The sequence below is a fragment of the Amycolatopsis sp. MJM2582 genome (genome assembly GCF_000754115.1).
In the GTDB taxonomy this organism is placed as follows: Bacteria; Actinomycetota; Actinomycetes; order Mycobacteriales; family Pseudonocardiaceae; genus Amycolatopsis; species Amycolatopsis japonica.
Genome location: NZ_JPLW01000002.1, coordinates 1,751,924 through 1,767,735 on the forward strand (window position 1 = coordinate 1,751,924; position 15,812 = coordinate 1,767,735).

A 15,812-nucleotide genomic window follows, 5' to 3' on the forward strand; every position below is an offset into this window, starting at 1 on the left:
TTTGCCGTGAACTAAGAGTCACCCGGCCACCCGTCGCCGATTGCGCCGCTTGGCGGTGTACGGCAGCGCGAACAGGTACAGCCCGCTGAACATCAGCAGGAAGAGCGGCGGCAGCGGGGTGTAGAGCACCCACTGCACCGGGTCGCCCTGCGCCACCACGACGAAGCAGACGACGACGGTGGCGACGAAGACGAGCGACGTCCACCGGTGGAACGTGCGGATCCGCTTGCTCACGAGAACCTCCTGGAGTCGTTTTGCCTGTGGCGAAGACGCTAGGGATCCCGTGGGCACCGATGCTTCTCGATTCCTGATCGGTCCGCTTGACCTCCACATTACTTGAGCTTTTACCTTCGCGGAAAACGAAGGGAATCACTCATGACCGTCTTGGTAACCGGGGCCACCGGGAACACCGGCCGCCACGTGGTGGCCGAACTCCTCCGCCGCGGGGAACGCGTCCGGGCACTCACCAGGAACCCCGCCGAAGCCCGGCTTCCGGCGGGTGTCGAACTCGTGGAAGGCACCCACACCGCGCCCGAGACCTTGACCGAGGCCTGGGAAGGCGTCACCAAGCTGCACATCACCGTCACGGCGGGACTCGCCGACGTCGGCGCCGATCTGGTCAAACGCGCCGTGGACGCGGGCGTGCGCCGGATGACCATCGTGTGGGGCGGTTACGTCGGGCCGACGGAACAGGCCATGACCGAATCCGGGGTGGAATGGACGCGCCTGGAGCCGCAGGAGTTCATGTCCAACGCCATGACCTGGGTCGACTCGGTCCGCGCCGAGGGCGTGATCCGGGAGCCGTTCGACCTTCCGAGCGCCGTGGTGCACGAGGGCGACATCGGCGCCGTCGCCGCCACCGCACTCGTGGAGGACGGGCATTCGGGCAAGGTCTACAACCTCACCGGGCCGCAGGCCCTGACCACGAGCGAACGGATCGCGATCCTCGGCTCCGCGGTCGGCCGTGACATCACGCTGAAGCCGATCACGCGGCAACAGGCGATCGACCGGCTGCTGGCCGAAGGCGTCTCGGTAGCGGACGCCGAGTACGTCGTCGGCTGGCACAGCGATCCGCCCGTGGAGGCGCGCACTGTCGTCGACACGATCGAGAAGGTGACCGGACGGCCCGCCCGCACGTTCGCGCAGTGGGTCGCCGAGCACGCCGACCGTTTCAAGCCGTGAGTGGCCCGACTGCCTTCACGATTTCCAGCACCGGCGCGGTGTGCACCGTATGGATCGCCCGCAACGCGCCCAGCCGGTGCGTGAGGTAGTGGTGCAGCGCGGCGGGATCCGGGCACAACGCCTGCGCGGCCAGGTTGGTGGGCCCGGTCGTGGCGACGACGACGGCCAGCTCCTCATGAGTGGCCAGCGTCGTCGCCACCTCGTCGAGATCCGCCGGCGCGACGGCCATCCACAGGAACGCCTGGGTGGTCACGCCGTACAAGGCCGCGCTGATCTCGACGTCGAAGAAGAGCGCGCCTCGCGCGCGCAGATCCGCCAGGCGGCGTGCTGCCGTCGCCGGGGCGAGGCCCGCCGCCGCGGCCAGGTCCGCGACACTTGCCCGGCCGTCGTGGCGGAGGGCGGCGATCAACGCGTGATCAGCCGCCGTCAGCGGGCTCTCCTCGCCGACGGATTCCGGCGGCCGCAACGCTTCCTGCTGCTCCTCGGTCAGCGCGGCGACCCGGCCGCGCCACGCCGTCGGGCCGCCGAGGTAGGTGTGCAGGATGAAATGCGCGGACACCGCCGTGACGCTCGCGGCGCGCGGGATGTCGTGCAACAGCATGGCGCTCTGCGCGTGCCGCGGCGTGTGCGCGATCGCCACGATCTCCGTGCCGCCGGAGGTGAGCTTGACCCACGACGTGTCCGGCCGCCGGGCCAGCGAACGAGCGAGCGTCCGTGCGGCGGTGGGCTGCGCGCTCAGCCGGACGAGCCACTGCGTCAGCCCCGTCCGGTCGGGATCGGGCAGGCCCACCACGCGTAACCCGGATTCGGCCCGGAGCCGCTGATAGCGCCGGGCGACGGTCTGGGTCGAGACACCGAGGACCGCCCCGATCCGGCTGAACGGCGCACGGGCGTCGATCTGCAGCGCGTGGATCAAAGCGCGGTCGATGTCGTCGAGCATGGAATATTTCGTCCATTCGATCCAGGGTACAGGGAACAAAATTCATCTTCGCCGCACGATCCTGTTCATGCAACTGACGAAGACCGGATCGGTTCCGCTCGCCACGCTGCTCGCGGCGGAGGCGATGAACGTGCTGGACGCGACGATCACCCAGGTCGCCGGCCCGGCGATCCACGCCGACCTCGGCGGCCCCGCTTCCGCCATCCCCTGGTTCGGCGCCGCGTACACGCTGCCGTTCGCGATGCTTCTCATCACCGGCGGCAGACTCGGCGACCTTCTGGGCCGCCGCCGCGTGTTCCTGTGCGGTGTCGCGATGTTCGCTCTGGCCTCATTGTGCTGCGCGCTCGCACCGGGCACGGGCGTGCTCATCGGCGCGCGAGCAGTCCAGGGTATGGCGGCGGCGCTGGTGATCCCGCAGACCTTCGGGTTGATCAAGGCCATGTTCTCCGGCCCGGCGCTGGCGTCGGCGCTGGGCTGGAACGGGCCGGTGGTCGGCCTGTCCGCCGTGAGCGGGCCGTTGCTCGGCGCCCTGCTGACGGATCTGGTGTCGTGGCGGGCGGCGTTCCTGGTGAACGTGCCGATCTCGCTCGCGGTGCTCATGGCGGGACGGCTGCTGCCGGAAGACCGCGCCGAGCATTCGGTCCGGCTGGATGTGCAGGGCACCTTGCTCGCTTCGCTCGGCATGGGACTCGTGGTGTACCCGTTGCTAGACAGGTGGAACTGGGCGCTCTTCGGCGCGGGCGCCGCGGTGCTCGTGCTGTTCGGGTTCCATCAGCGGAACCGACGTCATCCGCTGGTCGAGCCGAGTCTGTTCGAACACCGCGGTTTCCCCGCTGCACTGGTGGCGTCGACCCTGTTCTTCGCCGTGATGAACGGGCTGATGCTCGTGGTGGTCCTGCACCAGCAACTCGACGAGGGTCTCGGCGTACTCGCGTCCGGGCTGACACTGCTGCCGTGGTCGGGCGGACTGGCGATTTCCTCGTGGGTGGCGGGCAAATGGCTCGTTCCGCGGCACGGATCGCGTGTCGCCTTCGCCGGACTGGCACTGCTTCTCGCGGGAATCCTGCTGGCTTTCGGTGGCACACTGCCGATCGCACTCGGGCTCGGCGGACTCGGCCTGGGGCTGTTCACGGTGCCGTTCTTCACCGCGGCGCTGTCCGTCGTCCGTCCACAGGAGACCGGCTCCGCGGCGGGCCTGCTGAACGCGGTGCAGCAAATCGGTGCGACGCTGGGCATCGCGGTGTTCGGCACCGTCTTCCTGCACGGTCATTCCGTGGTGCGGGCGTTCTCACTCGCGGCCGTGCTGGTGGTGGCGACCGTGGTCGCGACCGCGCTGATGCCCCGGACCGGCGCTCTCGCTACCCCTCGGCGGCCCTGAACCACGCGCCGATCCCCGCGAGCGCGCCCGGACCGTAGTCGCCCCGGACGTCGTCGGCCAGATCCGCGATGGTGACGGCACGCAACGCCGCCCGCCACTGAAACTCGGCATTCGCCATCGCGCGGCTGATGGCGCACGGTGTCGTGCACGCCTCGGGCGGCGTCGCCATCGGGCCGCGCTGCCGGATCTCGGTGCAGACGAAGGCCGGGCCGGGTCCGTCGATGGCCTCGACGACGTCGAGCACCGTGATCTCCGAAGGCGGCCTGGTGAGGACGTAGCCGCCGGCCTTCCCCTGCACCGACCGGATGAGATCGGCCCTGGAAAGCGCCTGGAGCTGCTTCGCGAGGTAGCTCGGCGAGACGTCGTGAAGCTGCGCCAGGCGCGCGGCGGGCGCGGGCTCGTCGACGGAGGTCAACACGACACAGCAGTGCAGGGCCCACTCGACCCCACCGGACATCTTCACCCGGATGACTCTAACCCGCCTCTTGACTCGGACACAATCTATCCGAGTAATATCTCGGACATTCGGTGTCCGGGTTTGCGGGCGCCGCCGACGAAGGGGCACTGGGTCATGAAATTCGCGATCATCGGCGGGACCGGGCTGATCGGCTCGCAGGTCGTGCGCAACCTGAACGAGGCGGGACACGAGGCGGTGCCGCATTCGCCGTCCACCGGGGTCGACCTGCTCACCGGCCAGGGCCTGGACAGCGCGCTCGACGGCGCCGACGTAGTCGTCAACCTCACGAACTCGCCGACCTTCGACGACGCCTCCCCCGCGTTCTTCCGGACGTCGATGGACAACCTCGTGGCGGCCGCGAAGAAGGCGGGCACCGGGCATTTCGTGATCCTGTCGATCGTCGGCGTCGACCAGGTGCCGCAGCTCGACTACTACCGGGCGAAGACCCTGCAGGAGGACATCCTCAAGCAGAGCGGTGTCCCCTACTCGATCGTCCGCGCCACCCAGTTCATGGAATTCGTCGACGCGGTGCTGTCCTGGACCTCGGACGAGACCGCCGTACGGCTGCCCAGCACGCCGATCCAGCCGATCGCCGCCGCCGACGTCGCCGCCGCGGTTTCCGAGGTCTCGGCGGGGAAGCCGTTGAACGGCACCCTCGACGTCGGCGGCCCGGACGTCTACCCGCTGGCCGAGCTGGGCCGGATCACCTTGTCCGCCAAGGGGGACACGCGTCCGGTGACCGTCGACGACACGGCGGGCATGTTCGCCGCCGTCAAGGGTGACGTGCTCACCACTAAGGACGGCGCCCGTATCGCCGAGACCCGCTATCTCGACTGGCTCAAGTAGACGTGAAGGCCCCCTTCCCGCGGCTGAGCCGAGGGAAGGGGGCCTTCACGCGCTTCAAGCCCGCGATCAGCTGGGCAGCAGCGCCGGAGCCGCGAGACGGCTGGCGTTCGCCGCCTCGTCGTCCGGCTGGGCCTGTGCGGACCGTTCCGCCTCGACACGCGCGAGGTAGTTGGCCACCTCGCGCTCCTGCTTGTGCGAGTCCCAGCCCAGCAGCGGCGCCATCAGCTCCGCCACCACCGGCGCCGCGGTCACGCCGCGATCCCGCTCCTCGATGGAGATCCGGGTGCGCCGCGTCAGGACGTCCTCCAGATGCAGCGCGCCCTCGTGCGAGACCGCGTAAACGACCTCGGCCTTCAGGTACTCCGCGGTCCCCGGGATCGCTTCGCCCAGTTCGGGACGCTCCGAGATCGACTCCAGGATGTCCTCGATCGCGGTGCCGTAGCGCTGGAGGAGATGCTCGATGCGGGCGATCGGCAGCCCCGTGCGCTGCACGAGCGAATGCCGCGCGCCCCACATCTCGTGATAGCCGGTCGCGCCGACGATCGGCAGCCGCTCGGTCCACGACGACGGCGCGGGGCGGCCGAGGTCCTCCACCGCGACGTCGACCGCGTCGGCGGCCATCACCCGGTATGTCGTGTACTTGCCGCCGGCCACGATCACCAGCCCCGGCACCGGATGCGCGACCGCGTGCTCCCGCGACAGCTTCGTGGTCGACGTCGCCTTCGCGGCCAGCAGCGGCCGAAGCCCGGCGTACACGCCTTCGATGTCGTCGGCGGTGATCGGCGTGCGAAGGACGGCGTTGAGGTGATCGAGCACGTAGTCGACGTCCGCCTGGCTGGCCGCCGGGTGCTCGCGGTCGAGGTCCCATTCAGTGTCGGTCGTGCCGACGATCCAGTGCCGCCCCCACGGGATGACGAACAGCACGCTCTTCTCGGTGCGCAGGATCAGCCCGGTGTCCAGGTCGATCTTCTCGCGCGGCACCACCAGGTGGATGCCCTTCGAAGCGCGCACGGTGAACGGCGCGGGGATGCCCGCCGCTTCCGCCATGTCGTCGCTCCACACGCCGGTCGCCGCGACGACCGTCTTCGCCCGGACCTCGATCTCCGCGCCGCTCTCGCGGTCGACGACCTTGGCCCCGACGACACGTTCGCCATCGCGGATCAGCGAGGTCACGCGCGCCCGGGTGAGAACGGAAGCACCTTGCTCGGCCGCGGTCCGCGCGATGGTCATCGTGTGGCGGGCGTCGTCGACCTGGGCGTCGTAGTACTGGATGGCGCCGATCAGGGCGTCGTCCGCGAGGCCGGGCGCGACCTTGCCCGCGCCGCGCTTCGACAGATGCCGGTGCCGCGGCAGGGCCCGTGCTCCGCCGAGGGTGTCGTAAAGCGTGACACCCGCGCCGATGTAGCCGCGTTCCCAGACGCGATGCTTGAGCGGCACCAGGAACTTCACGGGCCGGACCAGGTGCGGCGCGAGGGTCTGCAGGAGCAGGCTGCGTTCCTTCAACGCCTCACGGACCAGCTTGAAGTCCAGGTTCTCCAGATAGCGCAGCCCACCGTGGATCAGCTTCGACGATCGGCTCGACGTTCCGGCGGCGAAATCGCGGGCCTCGACGAGCGCGACGGAGAGCCCGCGCGAAGCCGCGTCGAGTGCGACGCCGGCACCGGTCACTCCCCCGCCGACGACGAGCACGTCGATCTCCTCACGAGCGAGCTTGCGCAGCGTCTCGGCACGGTAGACCGGGGAAAGCGGTACGGGTGTCACCTTGTTCCTCCTGTTCATCGGGCTCACTCGACCTCGACCCAGTCGAGCGTGCGGCCGACGGCCTTCTGCCAGCCCGCGTAGCCCTCGGCGCGCTGTTCGTCCGTCCACGACGGCTCCCAGCGCTTGTCCTCGTTCCAGTTCTGTTCCAGCTCGTCGGTGCTCTTCCAGAACCCGACGGCGAGCCCGGCCGCGTAGGCGGCGCCGAGCGCGGTGGTCTCCGCGACGACCGGTTTCGACACCGGCACGCCGAGGATGTCGGCCTGCAGCTGCATGCAGAGTTCGTTGGCGGTCACGCCACCGTCCACACGCAACACGTCGAGCGTGACGCCGGAGTCGTTCTGCATGGCCTCGACGACGTCGCGGGTCTGGTAGCAGATCGCTTCGAGGGTCGCCCGCGCCAGATGCGCGTTGGTGGTGGCGCGGGTGAGACCGACGATCGCGCCGCGGGCGTCGGAACGCCAGTACGGGGCGAAAAGCCCGGAGAAGGCGGGGACGAAGTAGACGCCGCCGTTGTCCTCGACCTGACGCGCGAGGCTCTCGCTCTGGGACGCGCCGCTGATGATGCCCAGCTGGTCGCGCAGCCACTGCACGGCGGAACCCGTGACGGCGATGGAGCCCTCCAGCGCGTACACCGGCTTCTCGTCACCGAACTGGTAGGCCAGCGTCGTGAGCAGCCCGTGCTTCGACCGCACGACCTCGTGCCCGGTGTTGAGGAGCAGGAAGTTGCCGGTGCCGTAGGTGTTCTTGGCCTCGCCGGGGCGGAAGCACACCTGGCCGACGGTCGCCGCCTGCTGGTCGCCGAGCACGCCGGTGATGGCGACCTCGCCGCCGAGCGGGCCGTCCGCGCGGGTCACGCCGAAGCGGCCGTTGTTCGACGACGGCGCGATCGACGGCAGCATCTGCTTGGGGACACCGAAGAACGACAGCAGTTCGTCGTCCCACTCCAGCGTTTCCAGGTCCATGAGCATGGTGCGCGACGCGTTGGTCGGATCCGTCACGTGCACGCCGCCGTCTGCGCCGCCGGTGAGGTTCCAGATGAGCCAGGTGTCGGTGGTGCCGAAGAGCGCGTCACCCTTTTCGGCGTCTTCGCGGACGCCCTCGACGTTCTCCAGGATCCACTGCAGCTTGCCGCCGGAGAAGTAGGTGGCGGGCGGCAGACCGGCCTTGCGGCGGATGACGTCGCCCTTGCCCTCGCGCTCCAGCGCCGAGGCGATCCGGTCGGTGCGGGTGTCCTGCCACACGATGGCGTTGCAGTAGGGCCGCCCGGTGCGGCGGTTCCACACGACGGTGGTCTCACGCTGGTTGGTGATGCCGAGCGACGCGAGGTCGGCGGCGGTCAGCTTCGCCTTGTTGAGCGCGGTGGCGATGACCGAGCGGGTCCGCTCCCAGATCTCGGTCGCGTCGTGCTCGACCCAGCCCGGCTTCGGCAGGATCTGCTCGTGCTCGAGCTGGTGGCGGGCGATTTCGTTGCCGCCGTGGTCGAAGATCATGAAACGCGTGCTGGTGGTGCCCTGGTCGACGGCGCCGATATAGTCAGACATGGGTTTCTCTCCTTAGGAAACGCGCTCGATGTCCTTGGCGGGCAAGGCTTCCGGTGCCGGTTCGGCGGGCAGGTAACGCTCGATGAAGAACTTGTAGATCGCCCCGCCGATGACCGCGCCGATCACCGGCGCCACGATCGGGATCCACCAGTACGGATAGCCGTATTGATCGGTGAACGCGGTGTCGTACCCGGTGAGCCAGGACATCAGGCGCGGACCGAAGTCGCGGGCGGGGTTGATCGCGTAGCCGGCGTTGGTGCCCCAGGCCATGCCGATGGCGACCACGAGGAAACCGACGACGACCGGGGCCAGGTTCGCGGCGGGCGCGGTGTTGCGCAGGTCGGTGATGGCGAAGATCACCAAGGCGAGGATGGCCGTTCCGATGATCTGGTCGCGGAAGGCGCCCCAGTCACCCACCGGCAGGGTTCCGTTACCCGGAAGAGTGGAGAACACGCCCTGCGTCTTGATCGTCAGGCCGGGGTCCGCGGCGTTGAGCACCTCGGTGTAGTTCCAGCGCACCAGCAGCGCGGCGAGGAACGCGCCGGCGGTCTGCGCCAAGGCATACGGGGCGACCTTGCGCCACGAGAAGCCCTTGAACACCGCGAGCGCCACGGTGATGGCGGGGTTCAGATGCGCGCCGCTGATCCGTGAAGCCACGTAGATACCCAGCGTGACACCGATTCCCCACGCCCACGCGATGCTGTCGTGGTCCCCGATGCCCGCGGCGACGACTTGAGCCACCACCCCGCAGCCGAACAGGATGAGGATCATCGTCCCGACGAACTCCGCCGCCAGTTCGCCCGCCAGTCCGCGAGCCTTGAGGTTTCGCACCATTGCTTCCTCCACAAAGGACACCGTTGCCCTGTTGAGGCCGAAGTTAAGTTCGTGGAAACGCGGGGTCAACGGACACCGGTCGGCATTGTCGAACGCCCGGAGACGATGTTCGACATTGTCGAATCAGGGCCGGTCGGGCTACGGTTGGGCCGTGCCCGGTCCGATCCAGTCCATCGAGCGCGCCGCCGCGATCCTGCGGTTGCTGGCGCGCGGTTCAGGTCGTCTCGGGGTCGGCGAGATCGCCGATTCCCTCGAACTCGCCAAGGGAACGGCGCACGGGATCCTCCGCACCCTGCAAGGGGTCGGCTTTGTCGAACAAGACCGCGACACCGGGAAATACCAACTGGGCGCGGCGCTCCTGCACCTCGGCACGAGCTACCTCGACGTCAACGAACTCCGCTCCCGCGCGATCAACTGGGCCGACGCGCTGGCCGCGCGCAGCGGTGAGGCCGTCCGCATCGGCGCGCCGCTGGAGGGCCGGGTCCTGGTGGTGCACCACGTGTTCCGGCCCGACGACAGCCTGCAGACGCTCGACGTCGGCACGCTGCTGCCGTTGCACGCGACGGCGCTCGGGAAAGTCCTTCTGGCCTACGACACCGGTCTCGTGGCATCGTTGCGCACCGGCGGACCGGAGGCCTACACCCGCCGGACCTTGGTCACCCAGACCGCGATCAAACGCGCCTGCGGCAAGGTGCGCGAGGCGGGCTGGGCGAGCGAGAACGGCGAGATGATCACCGGCGAGGCCGGGATAGCCGCGCCGATCCGCGGCCACGGCGGCATCGTGGTCGGCGCGATCGGGGTCTCCGGCGCGGCGGAACGGATCTGTGAAGCCGACGGCAGCCCGATCCCGCGGCTGCTCGGCCACGTGCGCGACGCGGCACGGGCGGTCTCCCGCGATCTCGGCGCGTCCCGATGGTGATGGAGGTGCTCGCGTGGTCCAGCGCTACGTGATGTCGATCGACCAGGGCACCACCTCGACGCGGTGCATCCTGTTCGACGCGCGCGGCAGGCTGGTGTCGGTCGCGCAGCGCGAACACCAGCAGCATTTCCCGCGGCCGGGCTGGGTCGAACACGACGCGACGGAGATCTGGCGCAACGTCGGCCGGATCGTGCCGCAGGCGCTGGCCGACGCCGGTGTCGAAGCCGGCCAGGTGGTCGGGCTCGGCATCGCGAACCAGCGCGAGACGACGGTGCTGTGGGACCGGCACACCGGCAACCCGGTCGGGCGAGCGATCGTCTGGCAGGACACCCGCACCGACGCGATGCTCGAACACCTCGCCCGCGAGCCGGGCGCCGACCGCGTCCGGCGGCTCTGCGGGCTGCCGCTGGCCACGTACTTCTCCGCGCCGCGGATCCGGTGGATGCTGGAACGCACCCCTGGCCTGCGGGAACGCGCCGAACGCGGCGACGTCCTGTTCGGGACGGTGGAGAGCTGGCTGATCTGGAACCTGACCGGCGGCCCCGAGGGCGGCGTCCACGTCACCGACGTCACCAACGCCTCGCGCACCATGCTGATGAACCTGCGCACGCTGTCGTGGGACGACGAACTGCTGGAGTTCTTCGACGTCCCGCGCGCGATGCTGCCGGAGATCCGCCCGTCGACCGAGGTGTATGGGACGACGTCGCGGGTGGTCCCTGGCATCCGGATCGCGGCGGCGCTCGGCGATCAGCAGGCGGCGCTGTTCGGCCAGACATGCTTCGCCCCCGGCGAGGCGAAGTGCACGTACGGAACCGGCAGCTTCCTGCTGCTCAACACCGGACCGACGCCGGTGCTCTCGGCGCACGGCATGCTGACCACCGTCGGGTTCAAGATCGGCGACGAGCCCGCCGTGTACGCGCTCGAAGGGTCGATCGCGGTCACCGGCTCGCTGGTGCAGTGGTTCCGCGACGGGCTCGAACTGATCGGCAGCGCACCCGAGATCGAGACGCTGGCGAGGACGGTCGAGGACAACGGCGGCTGCTACATCGTGCCCGCCTTCTCCGGTCTGTTCGCGCCGCATTGGCACAGCGAGGCGCGCGGCGTGATCGCCGGGCTGACGTCGTACATCACCAAGGGGCATCTGGCCAGGGCCGTCCTGGAGGCGACGGGCTGGCAGACCCGCGAGGTGGTCGACGCGATGAACGCCGACTCCGGGCTCGCGCTCTCGACGCTCAAGGTGGACGGCGGGATGACCGCCGACAACTTGCTGATGCAGTTCGTCGCCGACGTCCTCGACGTGCCGGTGGTGCGCCCGATGGTCGCCGAGACGGTGTCGCTGGGCGCGGCGTACGCGGCCGGATTGTCGGTCGGGTACTGGCCGGACCTGGAGGGACTCCGGCGGAACTGGCACCGCGCCGGGCAGTGGCTGCCGACGATGGACCCCGCCCGCCGCGACAGTGAGTACTCGCACTGGCGTCAGGCCGTGGAGCTGACGTTCGGCTGGATGCGTCCCGGCCCGACGGCCGCTCCCCCGGGCTCCGACCTGGTGGAGGTCGTCCTGGCCGATCACCGCCGGATCGAACAGCTCTTCCGCGACCTCCGCAACGACGAGGCCGACCGTCCGGCGCTGATCGCGGAGCTCTCGGCGTCCTTGGTCGCCCATGCGACCGCGACGGAGCGGATCGTCCGTCCCGATGCGACGGAGAGCGGGCTCGCGGACGAGCTGCTGGCCGTGCTGGAGTCGGCCGACTCCGAGAAGGCGTTGGCAGCGCTGGAGAATTCGGTGGACGCGCATATCCGCGCGGAGGAACGCGGGTTGCTGAACGAGCTCCGGCGCACACTGTCCACTTCGGATCGCACCGGCCTCGGCCGGGCGTTCGTGGCCGAGCGGCAGCGGCAGCTGGACCTCGGCTGCGGTTCCGCCGCGCACGTCCGTGAGCAAGGTTCTCGGCTGCGCCTCTCGTGACGTGCTAGCCTGTCGCCGTGCGCCGCTGGACCCGACTCGTAGTCAAGCGCGCCGGCTGAACCAGGTCGCCGGCGCGCATTCCGGCGACCCCTCGATACGGGGCATCTCCCGGGACCTGGCCCTCCATGGCCTGTACGTTTTCCCGCCTTCGGAGACCACGATGTCGATCACCGCTTTCCAGGTTCCCGCCCCTCGCTCGTCCATGCTGGTCCGCCGCCGGATCGCCACGTACTTCGTCGGCGGCGTCGAACGGATCCCCGGCCTGCTCGAGGCGCTCGGCTGCCTGGTCCACGACCTGTCCGTCGACGTCCGCGACGGCGTCCGGGAAAGCACCATGACCTGCGCCGTCCTGATCGACGCCGCCGAGGTCGAGCCCTTGCTGGCCCGGCTGCGCGAGCTGACCTCCGTCGTCTCGGCCGAACTGGTCTGACAGTCCCGAAACCCGCAACACGCGTGATTAGACGGCGATCTTGCGTGATTGGACGGCGATCACGATGATCGCCGCCTGATCACGCGAGTTCCGTCTCTGATCACGCGTGATCGCCGCTCAATCACGCATGATCGCCGTTCGGGCACAAAGTCCCCTATGCCCGGAGTCACTTGCACGGTTCCATGCAGCCGGTCATCCAACGACCATCGGCCCCTTGACTTAGTTAAGAAGCCTTCTTAACTTCGATTTCATGGCCGAAACTCCCCGAAACAGCAGGTCCCAAGCCTATCGTCGGCTCAGCTTGGCCGAGAAACACGACAAGTTCGTCAATCAGTACTCGCGGCGGACCCTGTTCCGGGTGGGCGCGGTGAGCGGCGCGGCACTCGCCGCCGGCGGCGTCCTGCTCCCGGGCGCGGCCGCGGCCTCCCCCGGGCCGATGGTGCTGCTCAACGCCGACAAGGTCGCCGGTTCGGCGCTGCGGCCGTTCGGACGGCACATCGCCTACGGGGCCGACCCGTCCCAGCAGGTCGTCGTCTCCTGGCAGGTACCCGCGGCGGTGACCGCGCCGTTCATCCGGATCGGCACCGTGCCCGGCGACTTCAGCCCGCCGATCCAGGCCGAGGTCCGGGCGCTGACCAGCCAGATGTCCTGGCAGCACCCGGTCGAGGAGGTCCCGCCGAACAGCCCGAAGTCGATCACCCAGTACTACCTCCACGCCCGGATCGACCGCCTCCTGCCCAACACCACGTACTACTACGTCGTCGGCCACGAGGGCTACGACCCCGCCGCCCGGCTCGGCGAGATGGCGAGCTTCCGCACCGCCCCCGCACCGGGAGGCGACGGCACGTTCACCTTCACCGCTTTCGGCGACCAGGGCGTCGGCTACAACGCCGTCGCGACCAGCAGCCTGATCGCGGGCCTCGATCCGGCCTTCCACCTCGCCATGGGCGACCTGAGCTACGCGCTCGAAGGCGAGGGCGGGCATCCGGAGGAAGACCAGTACGACGCGCGGCTCTGGGACTCCTTCTTCGTGCAGAACGAACCGGTCACCGCCGGGATCCCGTGGATGATGGCGCTCGGCAACCACGAAATGGAGGGCTGGTACTCCGAGGACGGTTACGGCGGCGTGCGGGCGCGCTTCACCATGCCGGACAACGCCTGGGACGGCTCCACCTGCATCTACTCGTGGCGCTACCAGAACGTCGACATGATCAGCCTGGACGGCAACGACGTCTGCTACAACAGTCCGTCCAATCTGGACTACACCAAGGGCAAGCAGCTCAAATGGCTCGGCAAGACGCTCGCCGCCTTCCGCGCCGACCCCACGATCGACTTCATCGTCGTCTACTGCCACCAGTGCACGTATTCCACCTGCCATTCCAACGGCGCCGAACTCGGCGCGCAGAAGGACTGGGCACCGTTGTTCGACAAGTACCAGGTCGACCTGGTGCTCAACGGCCACAACCACATCTACGAACGCACCGACCCGATCCGGGCGGGCAAGGCCGTCAAGAAGGTGCCCTCCCGCGGGACCACCAACCCGGTCAAGGACGGCACCACCTACATCACCGCGGGCGGCGGTGGCGGCAGCGTCTCCGAGTTCCCGGCGCCCGACACGTACCTCGGCCACGAGACGAGCAACGACTCCCCCGTCCCGATGAAGTACTCGGAACGCGACGGCCAGGACCGCACCAAGAAGGTCACCTGGTCCCGGGTCCGGTTCCGCGGCTACAGCCTCGTCGCGGTCGACGTCGTCGCGGGGACGGGCACCACACCGCCCAAAATGGACGTTCGCGCGATCAGCGCCGACGGCACCCTCGTCGACCAGATCATCGTGCAGCGTTCCTGACCGGCGGCTGTTCCTCTCGTTACAGAGTCATGACACGAACAAGACGGGGCCACGATGATCGTCTCTGAACATCGGCACCATGTTCGACGAACGAACCAGGCCCATCGCAGTGCCCGGCGCGAACCGGCGATCACGACTCCGCGTGACGATCGTGATCGCCGTCCCGGTCATCGTCGCGATCCTCGGCTACGTGATCTTCCAGTCCGTCGCGGAAAGCCGGCCTGCTCCGGAAAGACGCGTCGCGACCGTGGTCTTCGACCGCGCCGCGGGCGAGCAGGTGATCGAGGAGCGAGGCTCGGAGAGGTTCCGCACGGCGTCGGTGGTGAAACTGTTCATCGCGCTGGACGCCGTCACCCGCAAGACGAGCAAGGCCGACGAAGCCCAGCTCCACCGGATGCTGGCGAAAAGCGACGACGCCGTCGCCAACACGCTCTGGACCAGGAACGGCGGCCCCGCGATCGTCGCCAGGACGGTGGCGGCCGCGGGTCTGAAGAACACCACCCCGCCCGCCGACGCGGGCCGCTGGGGCGACACATTGTCCACCGCGGACGACATCGCCGCGGTGTACCGGCGCGTCCTCAAGCTGCCGAAGGCCAAGCGGGACGTCATCCTCGCGCCCTTGCGCCAGGCGAGCCGCACCGCTGCCGACGGGTTCGACCAGCACTTCGGCATCCCTACGGCCTTCGGCGACCGACCGTGGGCCGTGAAACAGGGCTGGGCGGCCGGACGGGGTTCGGTGGACGCGCACACGACGGGGCTCGTCGGTGAAGGCGACCGCTACATCGTCGTCATCCTGTCCGGTTCCGCCGAGGGGACCGGTCTCGACGCGGCGACGGCGGCAGTCACTTCGGCGGCCAGGTCCCTGGCTCCACGACTGGGAAAGTGACTTCGGCCGCGTTTTCCACAGCGATCTTGAAAGCGCTTACAAGGAGGTCCGCGAAACAGGCTCGGGGAGCCGCCGAGCCCCCTCCCGTCTGAGCTTTCAGCGCGCCCAGCTGTTCGCCGGCCAAGGGCGCCACACGGTCCATGAACTGCCCGAGGAAGCGCAGGGCGGCGACGGGCGGGATCCCGGCCACGGCGAGGTCCGTCACCACGCGCGAAACGGACGGACGCACGACCGCCGGGGCTCCCGTCTCGTCCCTGCCGAGCACGCCGTGGCGTTCCAGGCACAGGGCGACGGCGGGCTGGTCGCGGGCGATGTCCGCCATCGCCTCGTCCAGCCGCTCGGCACGGTCCACTGTGGTCGTTCCGAGCATCGCGGCGATGGACACCAGGTTGAAGCCCTGTTTCTGCAGCATCGTGATGCGTCGCAGACGCCGCAGATGGGCCGGGCCGTAGTAGGCGGACCTGCCGTGCCGGACCGGCGGGGCGAGCAGGCCCCGCGTCTGATGGGCCCGGATATTGCGCGCCGACATGCCGACGATCGTGGAAAGTTCTTCGATCGTGTATCCGGCCGGCCTCGACGAAAAGGGCTTCACGCCGACAGCTTAACCAATGGTCGGATGAGTACACCACAGAGCCGGGGCAATGGCAGCGCCACTGTCAACCGGCTGAATCAGCGAGTTGCCATAAGTTCATCGGTTCCCGGCAACGAACGCAAGGTCGGCGGCCGGTTTACATGGTTTCGTGCCAAGCAATGCCGGATTTGGGGCGTTCCACCACCCCCGGTTACTCCAGTCAGGCGATCTTGATGGGCCGAGGACTTCTTT

At 69.0% G+C, this 15,812-nt stretch carries 15 protein-coding genes; 8 read left to right on the plus strand and 7 right to left on the minus strand.

All coding sequences use genetic code 11. The annotated features are described in order from the left end of the window. Positions 1-18: 18 nt before the first annotated feature. Positions 19-234: a hypothetical protein gene (locus tag ED92_RS18195; RefSeq protein WP_037339512.1), complete on the minus strand. Its 216-nt coding sequence runs from the start codon at positions 232-234 to the stop codon at positions 19-21. A gap of 141 nt (positions 235-375) precedes the next feature. Here ED92_RS18195 and ED92_RS18200 point away from each other — a divergent pair, with 141 nt between their 5' ends. Then, positions 376-1,182, plus strand: a complete 807-nt coding sequence (locus ED92_RS18200; protein WP_037339514.1) for an NmrA family NAD(P)-binding protein — start codon at positions 376-378, stop codon at positions 1,180-1,182. On the opposite strand, the gene ED92_RS18205 is transcribed toward ED92_RS18200, so the two are convergent. Continuing rightward, on the minus strand, positions 1,172-2,122 hold the full coding sequence (locus ED92_RS18205) for an Lrp/AsnC family transcriptional regulator (protein WP_037339517.1): 951 nt from the start codon (positions 2,120-2,122) through the stop codon (positions 1,172-1,174). The genes ED92_RS18200 and ED92_RS18205 overlap by 11 nt on opposite strands. Before the next feature lie 67 nt (positions 2,123-2,189). Here ED92_RS18205 and ED92_RS18210 point away from each other — a divergent pair, with 67 nt between their 5' ends. Next, the gene (locus tag ED92_RS18210) at positions 2,190-3,500 is read left to right on the plus strand and encodes an MFS transporter (protein WP_037340329.1); all 1,311 of its coding nucleotides are present in this window, start codon (positions 2,190-2,192) and stop codon (positions 3,498-3,500) included. On the opposite strand, the gene ED92_RS18215 is transcribed toward ED92_RS18210, so the two are convergent. Continuing rightward, complete coding sequence (locus tag ED92_RS18215) at positions 3,481-3,957, minus strand: Rrf2 family transcriptional regulator (RefSeq protein WP_037340332.1); 477 nt, start codon at positions 3,955-3,957, stop codon at positions 3,481-3,483. The two genes, ED92_RS18210 and ED92_RS18215, sit on opposite strands and share 20 nt — an antisense overlap. Positions 3,958-4,071: 114 nt before the next feature. Here ED92_RS18215 and ED92_RS18220 point away from each other — a divergent pair, with 114 nt between their 5' ends. Then, positions 4,072-4,803 carry an SDR family oxidoreductase gene (locus tag ED92_RS18220; RefSeq protein ID WP_037339519.1) on the plus strand — a complete coding sequence of 244 codons (732 nt, stop codon included), beginning with the start codon at positions 4,072-4,074 and terminating at the stop codon, positions 4,801-4,803. Positions 4,804-4,869: 66 nt separating this feature from the next. On the opposite strand, the gene glpD is transcribed toward ED92_RS18220, so the two are convergent. From glpD to ED92_RS18235, 3 genes are read right to left on the minus strand one after another with little or no spacing between them, the layout of a single operon-like run. Further along, a complete protein-coding gene (glpD, locus tag ED92_RS18225; RefSeq protein ID WP_037339522.1) occupies positions 4,870-6,582 on the minus strand; it encodes a glycerol-3-phosphate dehydrogenase in 1,713 nt (570 codons plus the stop codon). Between the two features lie 5 nt (positions 6,583-6,587). Beyond that, positions 6,588-8,105: a glycerol kinase GlpK gene (gene glpK, locus ED92_RS18230; protein ID WP_037339524.1), complete on the minus strand. Its 1,518-nt coding sequence runs from the start codon at positions 8,103-8,105 to the stop codon at positions 6,588-6,590. Positions 8,106-8,117: 12 nt separating this feature from the next. Then, positions 8,118-8,939, minus strand: a complete 822-nt coding sequence (locus ED92_RS18235) for an MIP/aquaporin family protein (protein WP_037339527.1) — start codon at positions 8,937-8,939, stop codon at positions 8,118-8,120. Positions 8,940-9,090: 151 nt separating this feature from the next. On the opposite strand from ED92_RS18235, the gene ED92_RS18240 reads away from it, so the two are divergent. The 5 genes from ED92_RS18240 (at position 9,091) to ED92_RS18260 (ending at position 14,989) form a co-directional block, all read left to right on the plus strand. After that, complete coding sequence (locus ED92_RS18240) at positions 9,091-9,858, plus strand: IclR family transcriptional regulator (RefSeq protein ID WP_016335197.1); 768 nt, start codon at positions 9,091-9,093, stop codon at positions 9,856-9,858. A gap of 13 nt (positions 9,859-9,871) precedes the next feature. Then, positions 9,872-11,824, plus strand: coding sequence for a glycerol kinase GlpK (gene glpK / locus ED92_RS18245; RefSeq protein WP_037339530.1), 1,953 nt, complete (start codon positions 9,872-9,874; stop codon positions 11,822-11,824). A 160-nt stretch (positions 11,825-11,984) separates the two neighbouring features. Continuing rightward, complete coding sequence (locus ED92_RS18250) at positions 11,985-12,254, plus strand: hypothetical protein (protein ID WP_037339532.1); 270 nt, start codon at positions 11,985-11,987, stop codon at positions 12,252-12,254. Positions 12,255-12,555: 301 nt separating this feature from the next. Beyond that, the gene (locus tag ED92_RS18255) at positions 12,556-14,103 is read left to right on the plus strand and encodes a metallophosphoesterase family protein (protein WP_235213310.1); all 1,548 of its coding nucleotides are present in this window, start codon (positions 12,556-12,558) and stop codon (positions 14,101-14,103) included. A gap of 79 nt (positions 14,104-14,182) precedes the next feature. Further along, the gene (locus tag ED92_RS18260; protein WP_037339537.1) at positions 14,183-14,989 is read left to right on the plus strand and encodes a serine hydrolase; all 807 of its coding nucleotides are present in this window, start codon (positions 14,183-14,185) and stop codon (positions 14,987-14,989) included. On the opposite strand, the gene ED92_RS18265 is transcribed toward ED92_RS18260, so the two are convergent. Then, a complete protein-coding gene (locus ED92_RS18265) occupies positions 14,946-15,581 on the minus strand; it encodes a helix-turn-helix domain-containing protein (protein ID WP_037339540.1) in 636 nt (211 codons plus the stop codon). The genes ED92_RS18260 and ED92_RS18265 overlap by 44 nt on opposite strands. Between the last annotated feature and the right edge of the window lie 231 nt (positions 15,582-15,812).